At 70.5% G+C, this 18814-nt stretch carries 16 protein-coding genes and 1 pseudogene; 15 read left to right on the top strand and 2 right to left on the bottom strand.

Annotation, left to right across the window (positions count from 1 at the left end; genetic code table 11):
* Positions 1-569: 569 nt before the first annotated feature.
* The 6 genes from G6045_RS28455 to G6045_RS28430 all read left to right on the top strand — a co-directional run bounded on the left by G6045_RS28455 (position 570) and on the right by G6045_RS28430 (position 7647).
* Positions 570-2315, top strand: a complete 1746-nt coding sequence (locus G6045_RS28455; RefSeq protein WP_206344276.1) for a putative Ig domain-containing protein — start codon at positions 570-572, stop codon at positions 2313-2315.
* 124 nt (positions 2316-2439) lie between these two features.
* The gene (locus G6045_RS28450) at positions 2440-4041 is read left to right on the top strand and encodes an ABC transporter substrate-binding protein (RefSeq protein ID WP_165334991.1); all 1602 of its coding nucleotides are present in this window, start codon (positions 2440-2442) and stop codon (positions 4039-4041) included.
* Positions 4042-4073: 32 nt separating this feature from the next.
* A complete protein-coding gene (locus tag G6045_RS28445) occupies positions 4074-5039 on the top strand; it encodes an ABC transporter permease (protein WP_165334990.1) in 966 nt (321 codons plus the stop codon).
* A 37-nt stretch (positions 5040-5076) separates the two neighbouring features.
* Positions 5077-5952, top strand: a complete 876-nt coding sequence (locus G6045_RS28440) for an ABC transporter permease (RefSeq protein WP_165334989.1) — start codon at positions 5077-5079, stop codon at positions 5950-5952.
* Positions 5953-6020: 68 nt separating this feature from the next.
* A complete protein-coding gene (locus G6045_RS28435; RefSeq protein WP_165334993.1) occupies positions 6021-6998 on the top strand; it encodes an ABC transporter ATP-binding protein in 978 nt (325 codons plus the stop codon).
* Positions 6991-7647: an ABC transporter ATP-binding protein gene (locus G6045_RS28430; protein WP_165334988.1), complete on the top strand. Its 657-nt coding sequence runs from the start codon at positions 6991-6993 to the stop codon at positions 7645-7647. The genes G6045_RS28435 and G6045_RS28430 overlap by 8 nt, the downstream gene beginning before the upstream one ends.
* Before the next feature lie 57 nt (positions 7648-7704).
* Here the strand turns inward: G6045_RS28430 and G6045_RS28425 are convergent, their stop codons facing one another.
* A complete protein-coding gene (locus G6045_RS28425) occupies positions 7705-8535 on the bottom strand; it encodes a DeoR/GlpR family DNA-binding transcription regulator (protein WP_165334987.1) in 831 nt (276 codons plus the stop codon).
* Positions 8536-8828: 293 nt separating this feature from the next.
* Here G6045_RS28425 and G6045_RS28420 point away from each other — a divergent pair, with 293 nt between their 5' ends.
* The 8 genes from G6045_RS28420 (at position 8829) to G6045_RS28385 (ending at position 17674) form a co-directional block, all read left to right on the top strand.
* Complete coding sequence (locus G6045_RS28420; protein WP_235968361.1) at positions 8829-10166, top strand: MFS transporter; 1338 nt, start codon at positions 8829-8831, stop codon at positions 10164-10166.
* A gap of 3 nt (positions 10167-10169) precedes the next feature.
* The gene (locus tag G6045_RS28415; RefSeq protein WP_165334985.1) at positions 10170-11705 is read left to right on the top strand and encodes an FGGY-family carbohydrate kinase; all 1536 of its coding nucleotides are present in this window, start codon (positions 10170-10172) and stop codon (positions 11703-11705) included.
* Entirely contained in the window at positions 11695-13206 is a 1512-nt protein-coding gene (locus G6045_RS28410; RefSeq protein ID WP_328707933.1) for an FGGY-family carbohydrate kinase, read from the top strand. The genes G6045_RS28415 and G6045_RS28410 overlap by 11 nt, the downstream gene beginning before the upstream one ends.
* On the top strand, positions 13203-13826 hold the full coding sequence (locus G6045_RS28405; protein ID WP_165334984.1) for a histidine phosphatase family protein: 624 nt from the start codon (positions 13203-13205) through the stop codon (positions 13824-13826). Before G6045_RS28410 ends, G6045_RS28405 begins: the two co-directional genes overlap by 4 nt.
* A 49-nt stretch (positions 13827-13875) precedes the next feature.
* Positions 13876-14913 carry a 2-hydroxyacid dehydrogenase gene (locus tag G6045_RS28400; RefSeq protein ID WP_165334983.1) on the top strand — a complete coding sequence of 346 codons (1038 nt, stop codon included), beginning with the start codon at positions 13876-13878 and terminating at the stop codon, positions 14911-14913.
* A 58-nt stretch (positions 14914-14971) separates the two neighbouring features.
* Positions 14972-16351, top strand: coding sequence for a ribulose-bisphosphate carboxylase (locus G6045_RS28395; RefSeq protein WP_165334982.1), 1380 nt, complete (start codon positions 14972-14974; stop codon positions 16349-16351).
* A 119-nt stretch (positions 16352-16470) separates the two neighbouring features.
* The gene (locus tag G6045_RS28390) at positions 16471-17337 is read left to right on the top strand and encodes a phosphatidylinositol-specific phospholipase C/glycerophosphodiester phosphodiesterase family protein (RefSeq protein ID WP_165334981.1); all 867 of its coding nucleotides are present in this window, start codon (positions 16471-16473) and stop codon (positions 17335-17337) included.
* Positions 17338-17479: 142 nt separating this feature from the next.
* Positions 17480-17674: a hypothetical protein gene (locus G6045_RS28385; RefSeq protein WP_165334980.1), complete on the top strand. Its 195-nt coding sequence runs from the start codon at positions 17480-17482 to the stop codon at positions 17672-17674.
* Positions 17675-17702: 28 nt separating this feature from the next.
* Here the strand turns inward: G6045_RS28385 and G6045_RS28380 are convergent, their stop codons facing one another.
* Entirely contained in the window at positions 17703-18062 is a 360-nt protein-coding gene (locus G6045_RS28380; protein ID WP_165334979.1) for a DUF779 domain-containing protein, read from the bottom strand.
* 201 nt (positions 18063-18263) lie between these two features.
* Here G6045_RS28380 and G6045_RS28375 point away from each other — a divergent pair.
* A pseudogene (locus G6045_RS28375) lies at positions 18264-18814 on the top strand (hypothetical protein); the annotation flags it as partial.

Genomic DNA, 18814 nt, shown 5'->3' with positions numbered 1-18814 from the left:
GGGGGCTTGCGCCCCCAGGCCCCCTGCTGTGGTGGGTTCTGTTTCGTGTGCTTCTGGCGGCCGGTGCGTTTTCGCCTGCGGTTTCGTCGTGGGTCGGGGCCGGGGTGGGGTGCTTGCTCATTCGGGCAATGGCACCGATTCCGTGAAAGGTTGCCGTCTCCGACGGGGGTGCCCGAATGACAATGCACCCCACCCCGTCCCCTTCCGCCGTCGCGCGGCTGCGGGCCGCCCCACTCCAGCCCGTCCGGCGTTTGAGGACATCCGAACGAAGTTCGGATACGGGGTCTGGGGCGCAGCCCCAGTTTCGGGAAGGGGCGGGTAGGGGAAAAGGTGCCCGCCGCAGGCGCCGCCCAGCCGCACCTTGCGACGAGACCGCACCCCCGTCGAGGAGGGGCGCGGCCCCAACCCCCTTACCGCGCAAGGGATTCCCCTCATGCTCCGCAGCCGCCGAAGGAGCAGGCTGCAGGCGTGCGCCTGGCGTGTTTGCGTCAAGCAGATGCGGCCTCTCCGCTGCCAGGCGCACCACCTCCGCACGGCTCCCCCCGGCCCGACTTCGAGAGGAACCGCCTGTGACTCACCCCCGTGGTCATCGCAGAACACACCGCCCCCGTAGGAGCGTCACCTGGGGCGCGGCCGCCGCCGGCGTCCTGCTGACGCTCGGTGCGCTACAGCACTCCGCCCAGGCCGACCCCGCACCGCCCAGTCCTGACACCGCCCTCGTCGAGGCGGTTCAGCGCGATCTGGGCCTCACTCGGCAGGAGGCCACCGAGCGGCTCGCCGACGAGGCCGCGGCGCAGCGTACGGCCACCGCCCTGCGCGGCGAACTCGGCGACCGCCTCGCCGGTGTCTGGTTCGACGCGGGCAGCGGCACGCTCGCCGCCGCCGTGACCAGTGACGCCGACGCGGCCGAGGTCCGCGCGGCAGGTGCGCGCCCGCACAAGGTCGCGCACTCCGGCCTCGAACTCGCCGCCGTCGCCGACGAGATCACCCGTCTCGTCGGCAACGGCAAGGAAGGCGTGCGTAGTTGGGGGGTCGATATCCGTGACAACCGCGTCCGCGTGGCGGTGGCAGGGGATGCCGACCCCGGGTTCCTGAAGGCGCTGAAGGTCTTCGGTGACCGTGTGCACGTGGAGACCGGCGCCGACACCCCACGCCAGCAGGGCGGTGAGGTCGCCGGCGGCGAGAAGTGGGTGCCCGGCAGCGAGAGCCCCTGCTCCATCGGCTTCTCCGTGACCCGGACCGGCGGGGCGAAGGCCTTCGTGACCGCCGGACACTGCACGAACGACGTGAACCAGGCCGCGTACGGCAAGGACGGCACCCGCGTCGGCACGTCCAACAAGGGCGGCACCGGCAGCTACAACAACCGCGAGGGCGACTTCGGCATCGTCGACGTCGATCAGTCCGGCTGGACGCTCAGCAACCGGGTCGAGGGATACAGCCAGAGCGATGTCACGCTCACGGGCTCGCAGGACGCCACCGTGGGGACCCTGGTCTGCCGCTCGGGCCAGACCAGCCAGTACCGCTGCGGTGAAGTGACCCAGGTGAACCAGTCCGTCGACTACGGCAACGTCGTCATCGACGGCCTGTCGTACAGCGACGCGTGCTCGGCGGGCGGCGACTCCGGCGGCAGTTATGTGACCGCGTCGGGCGGCAAGGCGGTCGGTATCCATTCCGGCGGCGGCAGCAACACCTGCGGCAGTTCCGGGGAGACCTTCACCATCTTCCAGCCGGTCAACGAAGCGCTGAGCAAGTTCTCGGCGACGCTCGTCACGGGTGCCCCGCAGCCGGGCGAGGTCACCGTCGCCGCCGTCTCCGACCAGCACACCGCCGTGGGGCAGCGGGCCGAGGTCGCCAACAGCGCCGAGGGCGGCACCGCCCCGTACACCTGGAGTGCGAGCGGACTGCCCGCCGGCCTCGCCGTCGACGCGTCGAGCGGCACCATCTCCGGCGCGGCGAGCACGAAAGGAACCTCGAACGTGACCGTCACGGCGACCGACAGCGCCGGCAAGACCGGCTCCACGCGCTTCACATGGACGGTCGGCGACAACGGCGGCGGCACCCTATCGCTGCAGAATCCGGGCGGCCAGACCGCGTACATCGGCAAGGCGGTCGACCTCCAGCTCGTCGCCTCGGGCGGCAGCGGTGCCCGTACCTTCACCGCCGTCGGCCTTCCCGCGGGCGTGAGCATCGACCGCGCGTCGGGGCGGATCACCGGTTCGCCCACCAAGTGGGGATCTACCACCAGCCGGATCACCGTCACGGACGGCGCGGGCAAGACGGCATCGACCGATGTGACCTGGTTCATCTTCTACTGATCACGCACTCGTCTGCTGTCGATCAAGCGCCCGTCGTACGACCCGCAGTACCCGGCTACCTCTTACATGCGGCATACTTGCGAACCATTCGCAATAACTGTCGATCTTGAACAGGGGTGTGGGCATGAGGGCCGCAGCGATACGGGGAACGGGCGCCCTGGCGGCGACCGCCGCACTGGCGGTCGCCGCCTCCGCGTGTTCCGCGCCCGGCGAAGGCGGCTCCGGCAGTGCGGGCGCCGGGGACTCCGCCGTCGTCGGTATCGCCTACGAGCCGGAGACGCTCAGCCCGCTGCTCGGCTACGGCAAGGACGGCAACTCGAAGATCTTCGACGGACTGCTCACGCACGACGCCGACATGAAGCTCGAGCCCGCGCTCGCGGCCGAGCTGCCGAAGAAGAGCGCCGACGGTCTCACGTACACCTTCAAGCTGCGCGACGGTGTGAAGTTCAGCGACGGGAAGCCGTTCTCCGCGAAGGACGTCGTCTACACCTACGAGACGATCCTCGACGAGAAGACCAACAACGCGTACAAGAGCGAGCTCGACGCCCTCAAGAGCGTCGAGGCCAAGGGGGACGACGAGGTCGTCTTCAAGCTCAAGTACCCCTACGCCCCCTTCGCCGAGCGCACCGTGCAGGCCATCGCGCCCGAGCACCTCGCCTCGAAGCAGGACGTGAACACCGGCGACCTCACCACCGAGCCCGTCGGCACCGGCCCGTACACGCTGGTGAAATGGTCCAAGGGCGAGAAGCTCACCTTCAAGGCCAACCCCGCTTACTGGGGCGGTGAGCCGAAGGTGAAGAACTTCACCATGGCGATCATCAAGGACGACGACGTGCGCGCCACCCGGCTGCGCAGCGGCGACCTCGACGGCGCGATCCTGCCGCCGAACCTGGCGAAGACCTTCGCCGGAGACAAGGCCAGGAAGACGTACGAGGCCACGAGCTTCGACTATCGCGTGGTGACCTTGCCGACCGGGAACAAGGTCGCGGGCGACACCGATATCCGCCGCGCGCTCGACGTCGCCGTCGACCGCAAGGCCATGGTCGACGCGATCCTCGACGGCGCAGGCAAGGAGGCCTACGGGCCCGTGCCGACCGACAGCGAGTGGTTCACCAAGGGCACCGAGCGCGCCCACGACCTGAAGCAGGCCGGGAAGATCCTCGACGAGGCCGGCTGGAAGAAGGGCTCCGACGGCATCCGCGAGAAGGACGGCGTGCGCGCCTCCTTCCCGCTCTGGTACCTCTCCGGCGACAAGCTCCGCCAGGACCACGCCCTCGCCTACGCCTCCGACGCCAAGAAGGCCGGCATCGAGATCAAGGTCCAGGCCGGCACGTGGGAGGTCATCCAGCCGCGGATGGACCGCGACGCCGTGCTCGCCGGCGGCGGTGCGCCCGCCGACCCGGACTTCGACCAGTACGCGATGCTGCACTCGAAGTTCGTGGGCGGCAACGACTTCAACAACATGAGCTTCTACGAGAACCCCGCCGTCGACAAGGCGCTCGAAAAGGCCCGCGAGACCGACGACCACGCCGACCGCAAGGCCGCGTACGACACCGTGCAGCGGGAGCTCGTGAAGAACCCGGGCTACACCTTCCTCACCCACATCGACCATGTGTACGTCGTGAACGACCACTTCGGGCAGCTCACCACTCAGGTCGAACCGCACGACCACGGCTTCGCGACCGGCCCCTGGTGGAACGTCGAGGACTGGCAGCCGAAGCAGTGACCTCCCGTACCCACAAGCTCCCCTGGGCGTCGATGGCTCGCATGGCGGGGCGGCGGGCACTGACCGCCGTCCCCGTCCTGCTCGCCGTCACCTTCGGGGTGTTCGCGATCGCCGCCGCCTCGCCCTTCGATCCGGTCAAGGCCTACGCCGGTACGGGCGGACTCACCGCCTCCGAGCAGACCCTGGACCAACTGCGCGCCAACCTCGGCGTCGACCAGCCGCTCATCACCCGCTGGTGGGACTGGCTGACCGGCGCGCTCGGCGGCGACTTCGGCCAGTCCCTGGTGATGCGCCAGCCCGTCGGCCAGGTCATCGGGGAGCGGCTCGGCTGGTCCGTGCTGCTCGCCACGACCGCGTTCCTCCTCGCGATCGTGCTCGGCACGACGCTCGGTGTGCTCGCCGCACGCCGCACCGGCGGCTGGCTGGACCGCGCCGTGACCTCGCTCGCGTACGGCCTGGAAGCCGCGCCGCCGTTCTGGCTCGGGCTGCTCGCCGTGTGGTTCTTCGCCCTGAAGCTCGGGGTGCTGCCGGCCGGCGGTCTCACCGACACCGGATCGACCGTGGTCAGCGCCGGGCAGGTGACCAGTCATCTGGTGCTGCCCGCCTGTGTGCTGGCCGTCTCGCAGCTTCCTTGGTTCGTGTTGTACGTACGCCAGGGCGTCGGTGACGCCCTGGAGGAGGACCCCGTGCGCGGGGCCCGCGCCCGCGGGCTCGCGGAGCGGACCGTGCTCCTCGGGCACGCCCTGCGCTCCGGACTGCTTCCGGTGCTCACGCTGATCGGGTCGCGGGTGCCCGAACTCATCACCGGGGCGCTCCTGGTGGAGACCGTCTTCAGCTGGCCCGGCATCGCCGCCGCCACCGTCGAGGCGGCGACTTCCGTGGACTTCCCGCTGCTCGCCGCGCTCACCGTGCTCGCCACGGCCGCGGTGCTGCTCGGCAATCTCGTCGCGGACCTGCTTTACGGGCTCGCCGATCCGAGGGTGGGCTTCGATGGCTGAGACGGCTGAGAAGACTCAGACGGCTGGGAACACCGAGATGGCTGAGCCGGCCGGCGTCGCTTGGCGCGTACGGGGTATGCGGCGCCGTTCCACGAGGACCTGGCGTATCCGCACCTCCGCGGTGATCACCCTCGCCGTGGTGCTCGCCGTACTCCTCGTACCGCCGCTCGTGCACCTCGACGAGCAGGCCGTGGACCTCGCGGCCAAGCTGCAACCGCCGTCCCTGGCCCACCCGTTCGGCACCGACGACGTCGGCCGGGATCTGCTGCTGCGCTGTGTCTACGGGCTGCGTGTCTCGCTGCTCGTCGGGGTGGTCGCGGCGGTCGTGGCCACCGTGATCGGGACCGCGGTCGGTGCCGCCGCCGCGGCCGCCGGGGGGCGCGTGGACCGCCTGGTGATGCGTCTGGTCGACCTGTTCTCGTCCGTGCCGCATCTTCTGCTCGGCATCTTCATCGTGGCGATGTTCCGGCCCGGGGTGTGGCCGGTGGTGGTGTCGGTGGCGTTGACGCACTGGCTGTCGACCGCCCGTATCGTGCGGGCCGAAGTCCTGTCGCTGCGCTCGCGTCCCTATGTCGACGCGGCGATCTCCGGCGGTGCCTCACGGATGCGGGTGGCCGTACGGCATCTGCTGCCGGGCGTGCTGCCGCAGGCGGGTCTCGCCGCCGTCCTGATGGTGCCGCATGCCGTCTGGCACGAGTCCGCCCTGTCCTTCCTCGGCCTCGGACTCCCCACCCATCAGGCCAGCCTCGGCACCCTCGTCCAGTCCGCGCGCGGTGCGCTGCTCGCGGGGGACTGGTGGCCGACGCTCTTCCCCGGCCTGTTCATCATCGTGCCGACCCTGGCGATCGCGGGCCTCGCGGGCGCCTGGCGGGAACGCCTGAATCCGCGCCGGCGATCGGAGTTGATGCTGTGACGACGTCCACGGTCGATGCTGTGACGACGCCCGTACTCGATGTGCGGGGCCTGTCGGTACGGTTCCGGATGCGCGGCGGACGCTTCATCCGGGCCGTCACCGACGCCCACTTCACCCTGGCGGCCGGTGAACGGCTCGCGCTGGTGGGGGAGTCGGGGTGCGGCAAATCCGTGCTCGCCTCCGCGCTGCTCGGACTGCTGCCCGAGAACGCCGAGACCGCCGGGTCCGCCGTGCTCGGCGGCGGGCCCGGAGCCGGCGGTGGATCGGGACCCGGCGGCGGATCCGGACCCGGCGGGGGGACCGATCTGCTCGCCGCCGACGAGCGCACCCTCGCGCGCTCCATACGAGGGCGCAAGGTCGGCCTCGTACCGCAGTCGCCCGCCGCGCATCTCACCCCCGTACGCACGGTCCGCTCCCAACTGGAGGAGACCGTAAGGGAGTTGCTGCGCACCCCTCGGGCGGCCCTGCGCAAGACCGCGGAGGAAGTTGCCGAACGCGCGTCCTTCCCCGCCGATCATCTCGACCGCTATCCGCACGAACTCTCCGGCGGTCTCGCCCAGCGTGCCGCGACCGCGCTCGCCCTGATCGGCGACGCCCCGCTGCTGCTCGCCGACGAACCCACCACCGGACTCGACCGCGACCTCGTCGAGCGCACCGTCGACGAACTCGCCCGGCACACGGGCGACTCCCGCGCCTTGCTGATGATCACCCACGATCTGGCGGCGGCCGAGCGGATCGCGGACCGGATCGCCGTGATGTACGCGGGCCGGATCGTCGAGATCGCCGACGCCGGGGACTTCTTCGGCGCGCGCGGACCCCGCCATCCGTACGCCCGAGGGCTGCTCGACGCGCTGCCGGAGCGGCACTTCACGCCCACCCCCGGGATGCCGCCCGAGCTCGGCGCGCTGCCCGAGGGCTGCGCCTTCGCCGAGCGCTGTGCGCGGGTGAGCGAGAAGTGCCGGGTGCAGCCGCTGTTCGAGGACGCCGTGGCCTGCCATCACGTGAGCCTCGACGCTCCCGAGGCCCTGGAGGCCGAACATGCTTGAGCTCGACGCGATCACCGCCGGCTACGAGCCCCGCAAGCCCGTCATCGCCGGCATCTCGCTCAGCGTGCGGCCCGGCGAGTCGGTCGGTCTGCTCGGCCCCAGCGGCTGCGGCAAGTCCACGCTCGCCCGGGTCGCCGCGCTGCTGCACCGGCCGGACGCCGGGCGGGTCGTCATCGACGGCACCGAGGCGACCGGCTGGCGCCATCGCGCACCCCGGTCCCAGCGCACCGCGTTCGGCGTCGTCTTCCAGCAGCCGCGGCTGTCCGCCGATCCGCGCCTGACGCTCTCCGCCCTGATCGCCGAGCCGCTGCGGGCCACCGGCCGGGCGGCCGAAGCGGCTGACGGTGCCCGGGAGTTCGCCGCGCGCGTCGGATTGGGCGAGGACCTGCTCGGCCGCCGCCCGCACGAGGTCAGCGACGGACAGCTGCAGCGCGCCTGTGTGGCCCGTGCGTTGATCCTGCGGCCGCGCTGGCTGGTCTGCGACGAGATGACGGCGATGCTGGACGCCTCCACCACGGCCGCTCTGGTCCGGGTCGTCGAGGACTACCGCGCCGACAGCGGCGCCGGTCTGCTCGCCGTCGGCCACGACCGCGTGCTGCTCGAGCGCTGGTGCGACCGGACGGTGCACTGGTCCGAGCCGGCCGCCTGACGGGCAAGATCAACGCCGGGGCACCACGAGCGCACGAGGCACCACCAGCACGCCGGGTCAACTCCGGGGCACCACAAGCACATCGGTGCCCTTGCTCCGTATCGCCCTGATCTCCTCGGCGGGCACGCCGTCGTCGACCACCACCAGGTCGAAGTCGGTGAGCGGGGCGAGCGCGTACAGGCCGTCGCGCAGGAACTTCGTGTGGTCCGCGACCAGGACACGGCGCGCGGCGGCCGCCATCATCGCGCGCTTGACCTGCACCGTCTCCGGGGACGTGTGGTAGAGCCGCCCCTTGGTCACCGCCGTCGTCGACATGAACAGCACGTCCGCACGGAAACGTTCGACGTTGTCCGCCGTCTGCAGACCCATGTACGCCTCGTACGCCGGGAAGTAGGTCCCGCCGAGCGAGATCAGGTGGATGTCCTGCTCCTTGGAGAGCAGCTGGAGTACCGGCAGCGAGTTGGTGATCACCGTCAGCGGTGTGCTCTCCCGGAAGTGACGCGTCATCTGGGCGCAGGTCGTGCTGTCGTCGAGCAGCACCGACTGACCGGGGGCGAGCAGCCGGGCCGCCGCCCGGGCCAGCTGCCGTTTCGTCTGCGGCATCGCGTTGCCGCGGTCGGCGACCGTGCCGTGGAAGTGCGCCGACGACATGCCCGTCGCCCCGCCGCGCGTCTTGCGCAGCCAGCCCTGTGCCTGGAGATGGTCCAGATCGCGGTGGATCGTCATCAGCGAGACACCGTGCTCCGCCGCGAGATCGGCCGAACGGACGAGGCCGTGGGAGATCACGGCCTCCCGGATCAGCCGCCGCCGGGCGTCGCGCGCGTCCGCGCGGTCCGTGCCGGCCGGGCCGTGTGCGGGCTCGACGTCCGGCTCGGGCGTCGGTTCCATGTGAACTCCCCGTGTGACGATCTCAGGCACTTCACTCGATGGTCCGACGCCGCCGCAGGTCAGCGGCAGGGGCCGTAGGTCCTTCTCACACCGCCGCCCGGCCCCACCAAGGGAGGTGTTTACGGAAAGTTGACCGTCGTTTCGCCCGTTTTGTTAGCTCGGTGATGTCCGGAGCGGAGAGGTAGCGCCGACACCCCGGACACGGACCGCCGTCGCCGCCGGTCCGGCGACCGTGCCCCGCACGGTCCCTCACTCATCGACGCTGATCGGGGAAATCAATGACGAAGACCCCCATGCCGGCTGCGCAACCCGGCACGGACCAGGCACCGAGTCCGCTCGGACGCCTCGGTATCCCGCAGTCCCTCTCGTACGGCTATCTCGGCCTGCTGATCTTCATGACCGGCGTGGGCATCGAGGCCGGCTACCTCTCGCCCTATCTCGAAGGCCTCGGCATCGCCGCCTCGAGCGTGGCGATGATCTTCACCGTCTACGGCATCACCGGAGCCGTCGCCGCCTGGTTCTCCGGCGCCCTGTCCGACCTGTGGGGTCCCCGCAAGGTCATGTGGCTGGGCCTGATCACCTTCGCCGTCACGCATGTCTTCTTCCTGACGGTCGCGATACCCAGCAAGTCCTACGGCCTGCTGCTTCTCGCGTACGCCCTGCGCGGCCTCGCCTTCCCGCTCTTCGCCTACGCCTTCCTCGTCTGGATCGCCGCCGTCGCCCCGCAGAAGCAGATGGGCAGCGCGATGGGCTGGTTCTGGTCCGCCTTCTCGGCCGGCATGCCCACCCTCGGCTCCCTGTGCGCGAGCCTGCTCATCCCCGTGGTCGGCGAGTACACCACCTTGTGGTTCGCCCTCGGTGTCGTCGTGGTCGGCGGTGTGCTGCCGCTGCTCCTGATCAAGGAGAAGACCGGCTCCTCCCGGCTGGCCCCGCCAGGGGAGTCGCCGATGGCCGGTCTGGTCGGCTCGCTGACGATCCTCTACCGCAACCCCCGGGTCGGCGCCGGCGCCGCGGTCCGGATGTTCAACACCGCCTCGCAGTTCGGCTTCATGGTGATGCTGCCGGTCTGGTTCGTGAACACGGTCGGCCTCAGCAATGAACAGTGGCTGCGCCTGGTGGCCGTCATGTTCGGCACCAACATCTTCACCAACCTGATGTTCGGCGTCATCGGCGACCGCATCGGCTGGCGCACCACCGTCGCCTACTGCGGCGGCATCGGCTGCACCCTGTCCACTCTGATCCTGTACTACGTGCCGAGCGCGGTCGGCTCCTCGTACGCCCTGTGCCTGCTCGTCGCGGTCTTCTACGGCGCCACGCTCTCCGGATACGTCCCGCTCTCGGCCCTGATGACGGCGATCGCGCCCCGCCACAAGGGCCAGGCCATGGCCGCCCTGAACCTCGGCGCCGGAGCGTCCACGTTCCTGGGCCCGCTGACGGTGAGCGTCTTCCTCGGCCCGATCGGCGTCGGCGGAGTCACCTGGATCTTCGCCGGATACCACGCGGTCAGCGCCGTACTGACCCTCTTCCTGAAGACCACCGTCCCCACCGCGGACACGGTGGAACTCCTGCCACAGCCCCCAGCGCACGGCCGTGACCTGGCCACCGCCGCCACTTCCCCGAAGGGACTGTGACCCATGTCGGTACTCGCCATCGACGTCGGCACGACGATGATCAAGTCCGTCGTGTTCGACGACAACGGCACCGAACTCGCCGTATCGCGGATCGGCACCGAGGTCCTGCGCCGCCATCCCGGCTGGGCCGAGCAGGACATGGACACCGTGTGGAACGCGGTCGTCTACACCGTCCGCAACGCCCTCTCGGACATCGACGACCCGGTCTGGCTCGTCACGTTCACGGCACAGGGCGACGGTGCCTGGCTGGTGGACCAGCACGGCAGGCCCACCGGACCGGCCATCCTCTGGTCGGACGGCCGCGCCGGTGAGATCCTCACGCGCTGGGAGCGGGACGGCGTCCTCGAGGACGCGTTCCGCCGCAACGGCTCGCTCACCTGCAGCGGTATGCCCAACGCCGTGTTCAGCTGGCTGGGTTCGCACGACCCGCAGCGCCTGGCCCGCTCGGCCTCCTCGCTGACCGCCGCCGGCTGGCTCTTCTACCACCTGACCGGCGTGCTGGCGATGGACGAGTCGGATGCCTCGGCGCCGTTCCTGAACCACACCACCGGCGACTATGACGACGAGATCATCGACCTCTTCGGGCTCGCCGCCTACCGCCGCCTCCTTCCCAAGGTGCTCGGCGAGGACGAGCGGATCGCCGAGATCACCCGTGAGGCCGCCGGCCAACTCGGCCTGCCCGAGGGCCTTCCGGTGGTCATGGCCCCGTACGACATCGCCTCCACCGCCCGCGGCGTGGGCGTCGTCAACCCGGGCCAGGCCTGCTCGATCCTCGGCACCACGCTCTGCACCGAGATCGTCCGCCACGAGGTCGACACCACCGGCGAACCCTCCGGAATCAACATCGCCTACCGCGGCCGCGAGCGGGTGCTGCGTGCCTTCCCCACGCTGAACGGCGCCGAAGTCCTCGTCTGGGCATCCCAGTTGCTCGATCTCGACGGGCCGCCGAAGCTCGGCAAGCTGGCCTTCAAGGCGGAGCCCGGAGCGAAGGGCCTGTCGTTCCTGCCGTATCTGTCACCGGCCGGTGAGCGTGCGCCGTTCCTCGACCCGGCCGCGCGCGGCGCCTTCTGGGGCCTTTCCCTGGAGCACAGTCGCGCCGACATCGCCCGTTCCGTCTTCGAGGGCCTCTCGCTCGTCCTGCGCGACTCCCTCGTCGCTTCCCGTACGACCGTGACCGAGCTCAGGCTCTGCGGCGGCGGCGCCAACAACGACGACTGGTGCCAGCTGATCGCGGACGCCACCGGAGTGCCCACGGCACGCTCCGGAGACACGGAACTCGGAGCCAAGGGAGCGTTCCTGACCGGTCTCGTGCTCTCCGGCGCCGAGTCGTCGATGCACAGCGCGGCCGCCAAGTACGTACGGATGACGTCGACGTGGGAGCCGCACCCGAAGTGGTCCCCGTTCTATACCGCCCGCTACGAGGACTTCCTCACCTGGCGGACGCTCGCCCGCGAGGCCGGCTGGTCGTCCGGCCGCACCCTTCCCGTCCCCGGTCCGCGCGACGGCGCGGGTCTCGAAGGAGTTCTCCGTGCAGCCTGAACGCTCTGTGAAGACCGGCCCGGACGCGGATTCCGTGTGGCTCGGCCTCGACCTCGGCACGCAGTCCGCGCGCTGTGTCGCCGTCGACTCCGCCGGCCAGGTGCTCGGCGCCGCCTCGCGGCCGCTGACCAGCCACCGCGACGGCACACGGCACGAGCAGGACCCCGAGCAGTGGTGGAGCGCGCTCGCCGAGGCGAGCCGCGAAGCGCTCGCCGGTATCGAACCCGCCCGCATCAAGGGCCTTGCGCTCGACGGCACTTCGGGCACGATCCTGCTCGCCGACGCGGACGGGAACCCGCTGACCCGCGGCCTCATGTACGACGACGGGCGCGCCGCCGACCAGGCCGTGCGCGCCAACCAGGCGGGCGAGCCCGTCTGGCAGGAGCTCGGCTACCGCTCGATGCAGCCCTCCTGGGCGCTGCCGAAGCTGCTGTGGCTCCTGGATCACAAGGTTGCAGCAGCCGGTACAGGGGTCCGGCTGCTGCACCAGACCGACCTCGTGACCTGGCGGCTGGCCGGGCGCCAGGTGGCGAGCGACGCCAGCCACGCCCTCAAGACCGGCTACCACCTCACCGAGGAGCGCTGGCCCGAGGAGGTCATGGCCGAACTGGGCGTCCCTGCCGAGCTGTTGCCCGAGGTTGTACGCCCCGGCACGGTCATCGGCGCCGTATGCGCCGAGGCCGCGGCAGCCACCGGCATCCCGGAAGGCACCGCGATCGTCGCGGGCATGACGGACGGCTGCGCGGCCCAGATCGGCGCGGGCGCGCTGACCCCCGGTGCGTGGAACTCGGTGCTCGGCACGACCCTGGTGTTCAAGGGCATGAGCCCGCATCTCGTACGGGACCCGAACGGTGTCGTCTACTGCCACCGCGGCCCGGGCGAGAGCTGGCTGCCGGGCGGTGCGTCCAGCAGCGGCGCCGGGGTGATCTCGCGCGAGTTCCAGGGTGTCGACCTCGATGAACTCACCGCCCGGGCCGCCGAGTCCGACAGTGACGCCGTCGCGTATCCACTGGTGTCCACCGGAGGCGAGCGCTTCCCGTTCCGCGCACCCCGGGCCGAGGGCTTCGTGCTCGGTGAACCGGCCGACGAGGCCGAGCGCTTCCACGCGTACCTCCTGGGCGTCGCGTTCATCGAGCGCCTCTGCTTCGACTACCTCGACCAGCTCGGCGCCCCCGTCGACGGTCCGCTCACGCTGACCGGCGGCGGCGCGAAGAACCCGTACTGGAACAAGCTGCGCGCCGATGTGCTCGGCCGCCCGGTGCTGCTGCCCGAACAGGCCGAGGGCGCCATCGGCATGGCGGTGCTCGCGGCCACGTCGAGCGGGGTGTCCGTCCAGGACGCCGCCGCAGCGATGGTCCGCAGCGGCGAGGAGATCAAGCCGGATCCCGTACGGCATGAGCGCTGGACTCCGCGCTACCTGGAGTTCCTCGACGAGCTCGTCCGCCGGGGCTGGCTCGACGAGTCCGTGGCGGCACACGCGAAGGAGAGGGCGGCCCGATGACCACCACCGAGTTCATCCTCGTACGCCATGGCGAGACCGTCTGGCACGCGGACAACCGCTACGCGGGCCGCGCCGACGTGGCGCTCACCGAACGCGGCCGGCGGCAGGCCGAGGAACTCGGGACCTGGGCCGCGGGGCAGCGGATCCACGCGGTGTACCACTCGCCGCTGTCGCGGGCCCGGCTGACCGCCGAACCGGCGGCTCGCGCGCTCGGACTCGAACTGCGCGAGGACCCGCGGCTGTTGGAGCTGGACTTCGGCCGCGGGGAAGGCCTGAGCATCGACGAGATGCGCACGGCGTTCCCCGAGGAACTCGCCAAGTTCGTGCTGCGACCCGTCACCGACCACCTCCCCGGCGGCAACGACCCACGCGAGGCGGCCCGCCAGGCGCGGCAGTTGCTCGACGAGATCGTGGCCGAACACCTCGGCGGCCGCGTCCTGATCGTCGCGCACAACGCGCTCTACCGCGTGCTGCTGTGCGAGCTGCTCGGCATCGACCCCGACGAGTACCGGCGGGTCTTCCCGGTCCTGGACAACGGCACCCTCACCGAGATCCGGATCGGCGACGGCCAGGCGTCCCTCATCAGGTTCAACGCCCCGTACGCGCCCGTCGGCCACTGACCAACCCCGCACACCCCCCACAGTGCACCACCCCAAGGAGCAACCCCTCATGAGCACCAAGGTCCTCGCAGCGGGCGACCACTTCGTCCTTCCGCACCTCCTCGTGGACGAGGTCAAGCAGGCCACCGACGGAGCGGTGGACGTCACGGAGATCAAGCTCCCTTGGCCCCACACCCCCTTCGGTCAGGTCGCCGAGGTCATCGAGGCCTCCGGCACCGAGGACGAGCTGATCGAGGCGCTGCAGGGCGTCGAGGTCTGCGTCACCCAACTCGCCCCGCTCACCGAACGCATCCTCGAGGGCTGTCCGGACCTCAAGCTGATGTGCATCAGCCGCGGCGGCCCGGTCAACGCCAACCTGGAGGCGGCCACCAAGCACGGGGTCGCCGTCTGCTACGCGCCCGGCCGCAACGCCGTCGCCACCGCCGAGCACACCCTGACCCTGCTGCTCGCCGCCGCGCGCGGTGTGGGCGACACCCACGTCGAGATGCGGAACGGCACCTGGCGCGGCGACTACTACGACTACGACAACTGCGGCATCGAGATCGAGGGCGCCACCGTCGGTCTCCTCGGATACGGCGCGATCGGCTCCCGGGTCGCCAAGGTCCTCAAGGCGATGGGCGCCGAGGTCCTCGTCTTCGATCCTTACGTGAAGCCCGAACTGGTCGAAGGGATAGCCGAGTCGGTGTCCCTGGACGAGCTCCTGCGGCGCTCCCGCATCGTCTCGCTGCACGCCCGCGTCACCGAGGAGACCAAGGGCATGATCGGCGCCGAGCAGCTCGCGAAGATGCCGCGCGGCTCCGTGCTCGTGAACTGCGCCCGCGGCGCGCTGCTCGACTACGACGCGGTCTGCGACGCCATCGACTCCGGGCAGCTCTCCGGCGCCGGTTTCGACGTCTTCCCCGAGGAGCCCGTCCCCGCCGGATCGCGCCTGCTCACCACCCCCGGCATCGTCATGACCCCGCATATCGCGGGCGGCAGCCAGGAGGTCGCGCACAAGGCGGCCCGCATCGTCGCCGGTGAGGTGGGCCGCTATCTGCGCGGCGAGCCGCTCGCCCACTGCGCCAACCCCGAGGTCCTCGAGGGCTGAGCGCCCGTACGCCCCCGGTCAGCTCGTACGTATCGAAGAATTCCCAGGAGAACGAACCATGGACCAGACGACCCGCTACGCCCGCCTCGACCTCGACGAGCAGGAGCTCATCAAGGGCGGCCGGCACGTCCTGTGCGCCTACACGATGAAGCCGAAGGCCGGGTACGACGGCTTCCTGGCCACCGCCGCCCACTTCGCCGCCGAATCCTCCACCGGCACCAACGTCGAGGTGTGCACCACGGACGACTTCACCCAGGGCGTCGACGCGCTCGTCTACGAGGTGGACGAGACCAAGGAGCTCATGAAGATCGCGTACCCGATCGAGCTCTTCGACCGGAACATCATCGACGGCCGCGCGATGCTCGCGTCCTTCCTGACTCTGTGCATCGGCAACAACCAGGGCATGGGCGACGTCGAGTACGCCAAGATGCACGACTTCTACGTACCGCCGGCCTACCTGCGCCTGTTCGACGGCCCCTCGATGAACATCCAGGACATGTGGCGGGTTCTCGGCCGCCCGGTCGTCGACGGCGGCATGGTCGTCGGCACCATCATCAAGCCGAAGCTGGGCCTGCGTCCCCAGCCCTTTGCCGACGCCTGCCACGACTTCTGGCTCGGCGGCGACTTCATCAAGAACGACGAGCCGCAGGGCAACCAGGTCTTCGCGCCGCTGAAGGAGACCATCGCGTGCGTGGCCGACGCCATGCGCCGCGCCCAGGAGGAGACCGGTGAGGCGAAGCTGTTCTCGGCCAACATCACGGCCGACGATCCGGCCGAGATGATCGCCCGCGGTGAGTACATCCTGGAGACGTTCGGCGAGAACGCCTCGCACGTCGCCTTCCTCGTCGACGGCTACGTCGCGGGCCCGACGGCCGTCACGACCGCGCGCCGCAACTTCCCGAACCAGTTTCTGCACTTCCACCGGGCCGGCCACGGCGCCGTCACCAGCCCGCAGTCGCAGCGCGGCTACACCTCGTTCGTGCACTGCAAAATGACCCGACTCCAGGGCGCCTCCGGTATGCACACCGGCACCATGGGCTTCGGCAAGATGGAGGGCGACGCCGCGGACAAGGCCATCGCCTTCATGCTGGAGCAGGACGCGGCCGACGGACCGTACTTCCACCAGGAGTGGCTGGGCATGAAGTCCACCACCCCGATCATCTCCGGCGGCATGAACGCCCTGCGCCTGCCCGGCTTCTTCGACAACCTGGGCCACTCCAACGTCATCCAGACCTCGGGCGGCGGCGCCTTCGGCCACAAGGACGGCGGCACGGCGGGCGCCAAGTCGCTGCGTCAGGCGCAGGACGCCTGGCAGCAGGGCATCAAGCTCACCGAGTACGCCAAGGACCACGCGGAGCTCAAGGGTGCGTTCGAGTCCTTCCGGAAGGACGCCGACCGTATCTTCCCGAACTGGCGCGACGAGCTCGGCGTCAAGTAGCCGATCAGTCGGCCGTCGGCTGAAGCCTCGGCCAACTTCCGGCAGCCCACTGCCCTTCGGGACGGGCGGGACCGCATACTCGGTCCCGCCCGTCCGTCGCTCCGGGAGGTATCGCAGCCATGGCCTTGCACGTCACGCGCCGCACAGCCGTCACCACAGTCGCCGCCGCACTCGCCGGAACGGTCGCCGTCCCCTCTTCCGCACAGTCGACCGGAGGCCGGCCGCAGCGCAGAAAGCCGCTGCGGCGAGCCCACGCGCACAACGACTATCTGCACGCCCGCCCGCTGCTCGACGCCCTCGACCACCGCTTCACCAGCGTCGAGGCGGACATCTTCCTCGTCGACGGTGAACTCCTCGTCGCCCACGACCCGGTGGACCTCGACCCGGCCCGCACCCTCGCCTCGCTGTATCTGAAGCCGCTGGCCGAGCGGGTGCGCCAGGGCCACGGCTCGGTGTACCGGGGGCACCACAAGCCCATCCAGCTCCTCATCGACATCAAGGCCGACGGCGTCAACGCCTACGCCGAGCTGCACCGTCAACTCCACCGCTACCGGCGCCTGTTCACCACGTACGCGCACGGCAAGGTGCGCCCGGGAGCCGTCACCGCCGTGATCTCAGGGGACCGGTCGGCCCGGGCTCCGATGGAGGCGCAGCAGGTGCGGTACGCGTTCTACGACGGCCGGATGGCCGACCTCGGGGGACCCGCGTCCGCCTCCCTCATCCCGCTGATCAGCGACAACTGGAACAACCACTTCACCTGGCAGGGCGCGGGCCCGATGCCGGCCGCCGAGCGGACCAAGCTGCACCAGATCGTCGGCGCCGCGCACAGCCGCGGCCAGCGGGTGCGGTTCTGGGCGACGCCCGATCTGCCCGGTCCTGAGCGCGGCGCCATCTGGCTGGAGCTGATCGCCGCCGACGCGGACCACCTCAACACCGACGATCTCGTCGCGCTGGAAGCCTTCCTGGACGCCTACGACCGGCGCTGAACGGCCCTGCGGGGATCGTCACTCCCCGTCAACACACGTTCGGAGGACATGTCAGTCGACCGTACGGCCCCTCCGCCACGCCACACTGACGGCGAAAACGCCACGGAGTTGACGTGGCGGAGGCGCGTAGGGAGTCCGGACGATGGCCATTTCGGTGTCAGTTGTACTGCTGCTGCTCATCCTCGCGATCGTGTTCCTGCGCAACGGGGCGCTGAAGATCACGCATGCGCTCGTCTGTGTGCTGCTCGGCTTCTATCTCGCGAGCACCAGCATGGCGCCGACCATCCAGAACGGGCTCACCGCCACCGCGAACATCGTCAGCAACCTGAACCCATGACGACGGCCCCAACCCGCGACCGCCTCGGTCAGGTGCCGAGCATCCGGGACCGGATGAGGAACCTGACGCCTTCGGGCGCCTCGAGCGAGAATCCGCCGCCGCGGCCTTGGACCACGTCGACGATCAGCCGGGTGTGACTCCAGACCTCGTACTGGCTCTTGGACATCCAGAACCCGATCGGCTCGGCCACCTCGTCCACGGCGAGCGACGCGAGCAGCACATCGGAGTCGCCGGTGCGGAACTCGCCCGCCTGGTAGCACATGGGCGAGCTGCCGTCACAGCAGCCGCCGGACTGGTGGAACATCAGCGGGCCGTGCAGCGCACGCAGCTTCTGCAGCAGTTCGGTGGCCGCGGGGGTGAGCTCCACACGGGGAGCGTCCGTGGTCATGGGGGCCTCCTTCGACGGCCTCGGCGGCGGAGGTGCTCACCGCTTCAGTCTCGCCGCTGCGGGCCCGACTGGCCATGTCCGCCCGGGATTCAATTCACTGTCGCCGCGGGCGCCGCTCTGGCTATGCTCGCGGACGATGACGACCTACACAGCTCACTCCGTGAGCAGATGGGGGGTCCGGTCCGCTCAAGGTGAGTGCTGATGCTCACTGAGACCGGGACCCGAACCCCAGCCGCGGCCGGCGAGGACCGGCTCGCGTTCTGGCTGCGCGTGCGCGAGTTCGCTGTGCCGCCCACCATGATCGATACCGCCACGACCCGGCGTACGGCCGGGGACTGGGCGGGTGCGTGCGCTGCCGCGCGCGTGGACGTCGATCTCGACCTGCGCCGCCTTTCGTACGCGTACGGACGTGACGTCGCGCGCCGAGTCCGCGACGATCTGCGGCACTTCGCGCCCGATCTGCTGCGCTGGCACCTGCCCCGGATCGGCCCGGACGGCCTGCTGCGTCCCGGCGTCACGATTCCTCTCGCGCGATACGAGACAGGGGCCCCCGGCCGCCGGCTCTGCCTGGTCGTGCGGACCCCGCCCGCGTGGGCCGATGCCGGGCAGCGGATCAGCCTGACGGTCTGGGACGGCTCCCTGCCGGACGGCCTGCATCCCCATCCGCGTCCGAGCGCCCGCTTCCGGTTCGATCTGCACCGGCATCTGTGGGACGCGCGCCGGGCGGGGGAGCTGGGGGAGCGGTCCGGTGC

This window comes from Streptomyces mesophilus (assembly GCF_011044995.1).
Taxonomy (GTDB): domain Bacteria; phylum Actinomycetota; class Actinomycetes; order Streptomycetales; family Streptomycetaceae; genus Streptomyces; species Streptomyces mesophilus.
Note: the sequence above shows the minus strand (reverse complement) of the source record. Positions and strands in the feature narration are given on the sequence as shown.

What these genes read in the sequence shown, in the direction of transcription:
- G6045_RS28450 (WP_165334991.1), top strand. Translation starts at nt 2,440, where the DNA reads ATGAGGGCCGCAGCGATACGGGGAACGGGCGCCCTGGCGGCGACCGCC.
- G6045_RS28415 (WP_165334985.1), top strand. Translation starts at nt 10,170, where the DNA reads ATGTCGGTACTCGCCATCGACGTCGGCACGACGATGATCAAGTCCGTC.
- G6045_RS28400 (WP_165334983.1), top strand. Translation starts at nt 13,876, where the DNA reads ATGAGCACCAAGGTCCTCGCAGCGGGCGACCACTTCGTCCTTCCGCAC.
- G6045_RS28390 (WP_165334981.1), top strand. Translation starts at nt 16,471, where the DNA reads ATGGCCTTGCACGTCACGCGCCGCACAGCCGTCACCACAGTCGCCGCC.
- G6045_RS28425 (WP_165334987.1), bottom strand. Translation starts at nt 8,535, where the DNA reads ATGGAACCGACGCCCGAGCCGGACGTCGAGCCCGCACACGGCCCGGCC.
- G6045_RS28405 (WP_165334984.1), top strand. Translation starts at nt 13,203, where the DNA reads ATGACCACCACCGAGTTCATCCTCGTACGCCATGGCGAGACCGTCTGG.
- G6045_RS28420 (WP_235968361.1), top strand. Translation starts at nt 8,829, where the DNA reads ATGCCGGCTGCGCAACCCGGCACGGACCAGGCACCGAGTCCGCTCGGA.
- G6045_RS28395 (WP_165334982.1), top strand. Translation starts at nt 14,972, where the DNA reads ATGGACCAGACGACCCGCTACGCCCGCCTCGACCTCGACGAGCAGGAG.
- G6045_RS28430 (WP_165334988.1), top strand. Translation starts at nt 6,991, where the DNA reads ATGCTTGAGCTCGACGCGATCACCGCCGGCTACGAGCCCCGCAAGCCC.
- G6045_RS28440 (WP_165334989.1), top strand. Translation starts at nt 5,077, where the DNA reads ATGGCTGAGCCGGCCGGCGTCGCTTGGCGCGTACGGGGTATGCGGCGC.
- G6045_RS28380 (WP_165334979.1), bottom strand. Translation starts at nt 18,062, where the DNA reads ATGACCACGGACGCTCCCCGTGTGGAGCTCACCCCCGCGGCCACCGAA.
- G6045_RS28435 (WP_165334993.1), top strand. Translation starts at nt 6,021, where the DNA reads ATGCGCGGCGGACGCTTCATCCGGGCCGTCACCGACGCCCACTTCACC.
- G6045_RS28385 (WP_165334980.1), top strand. Translation starts at nt 17,480, where the DNA reads ATGGCCATTTCGGTGTCAGTTGTACTGCTGCTGCTCATCCTCGCGATC.
- G6045_RS28445 (WP_165334990.1), top strand. Translation starts at nt 4,074, where the DNA reads ATGGCTCGCATGGCGGGGCGGCGGGCACTGACCGCCGTCCCCGTCCTG.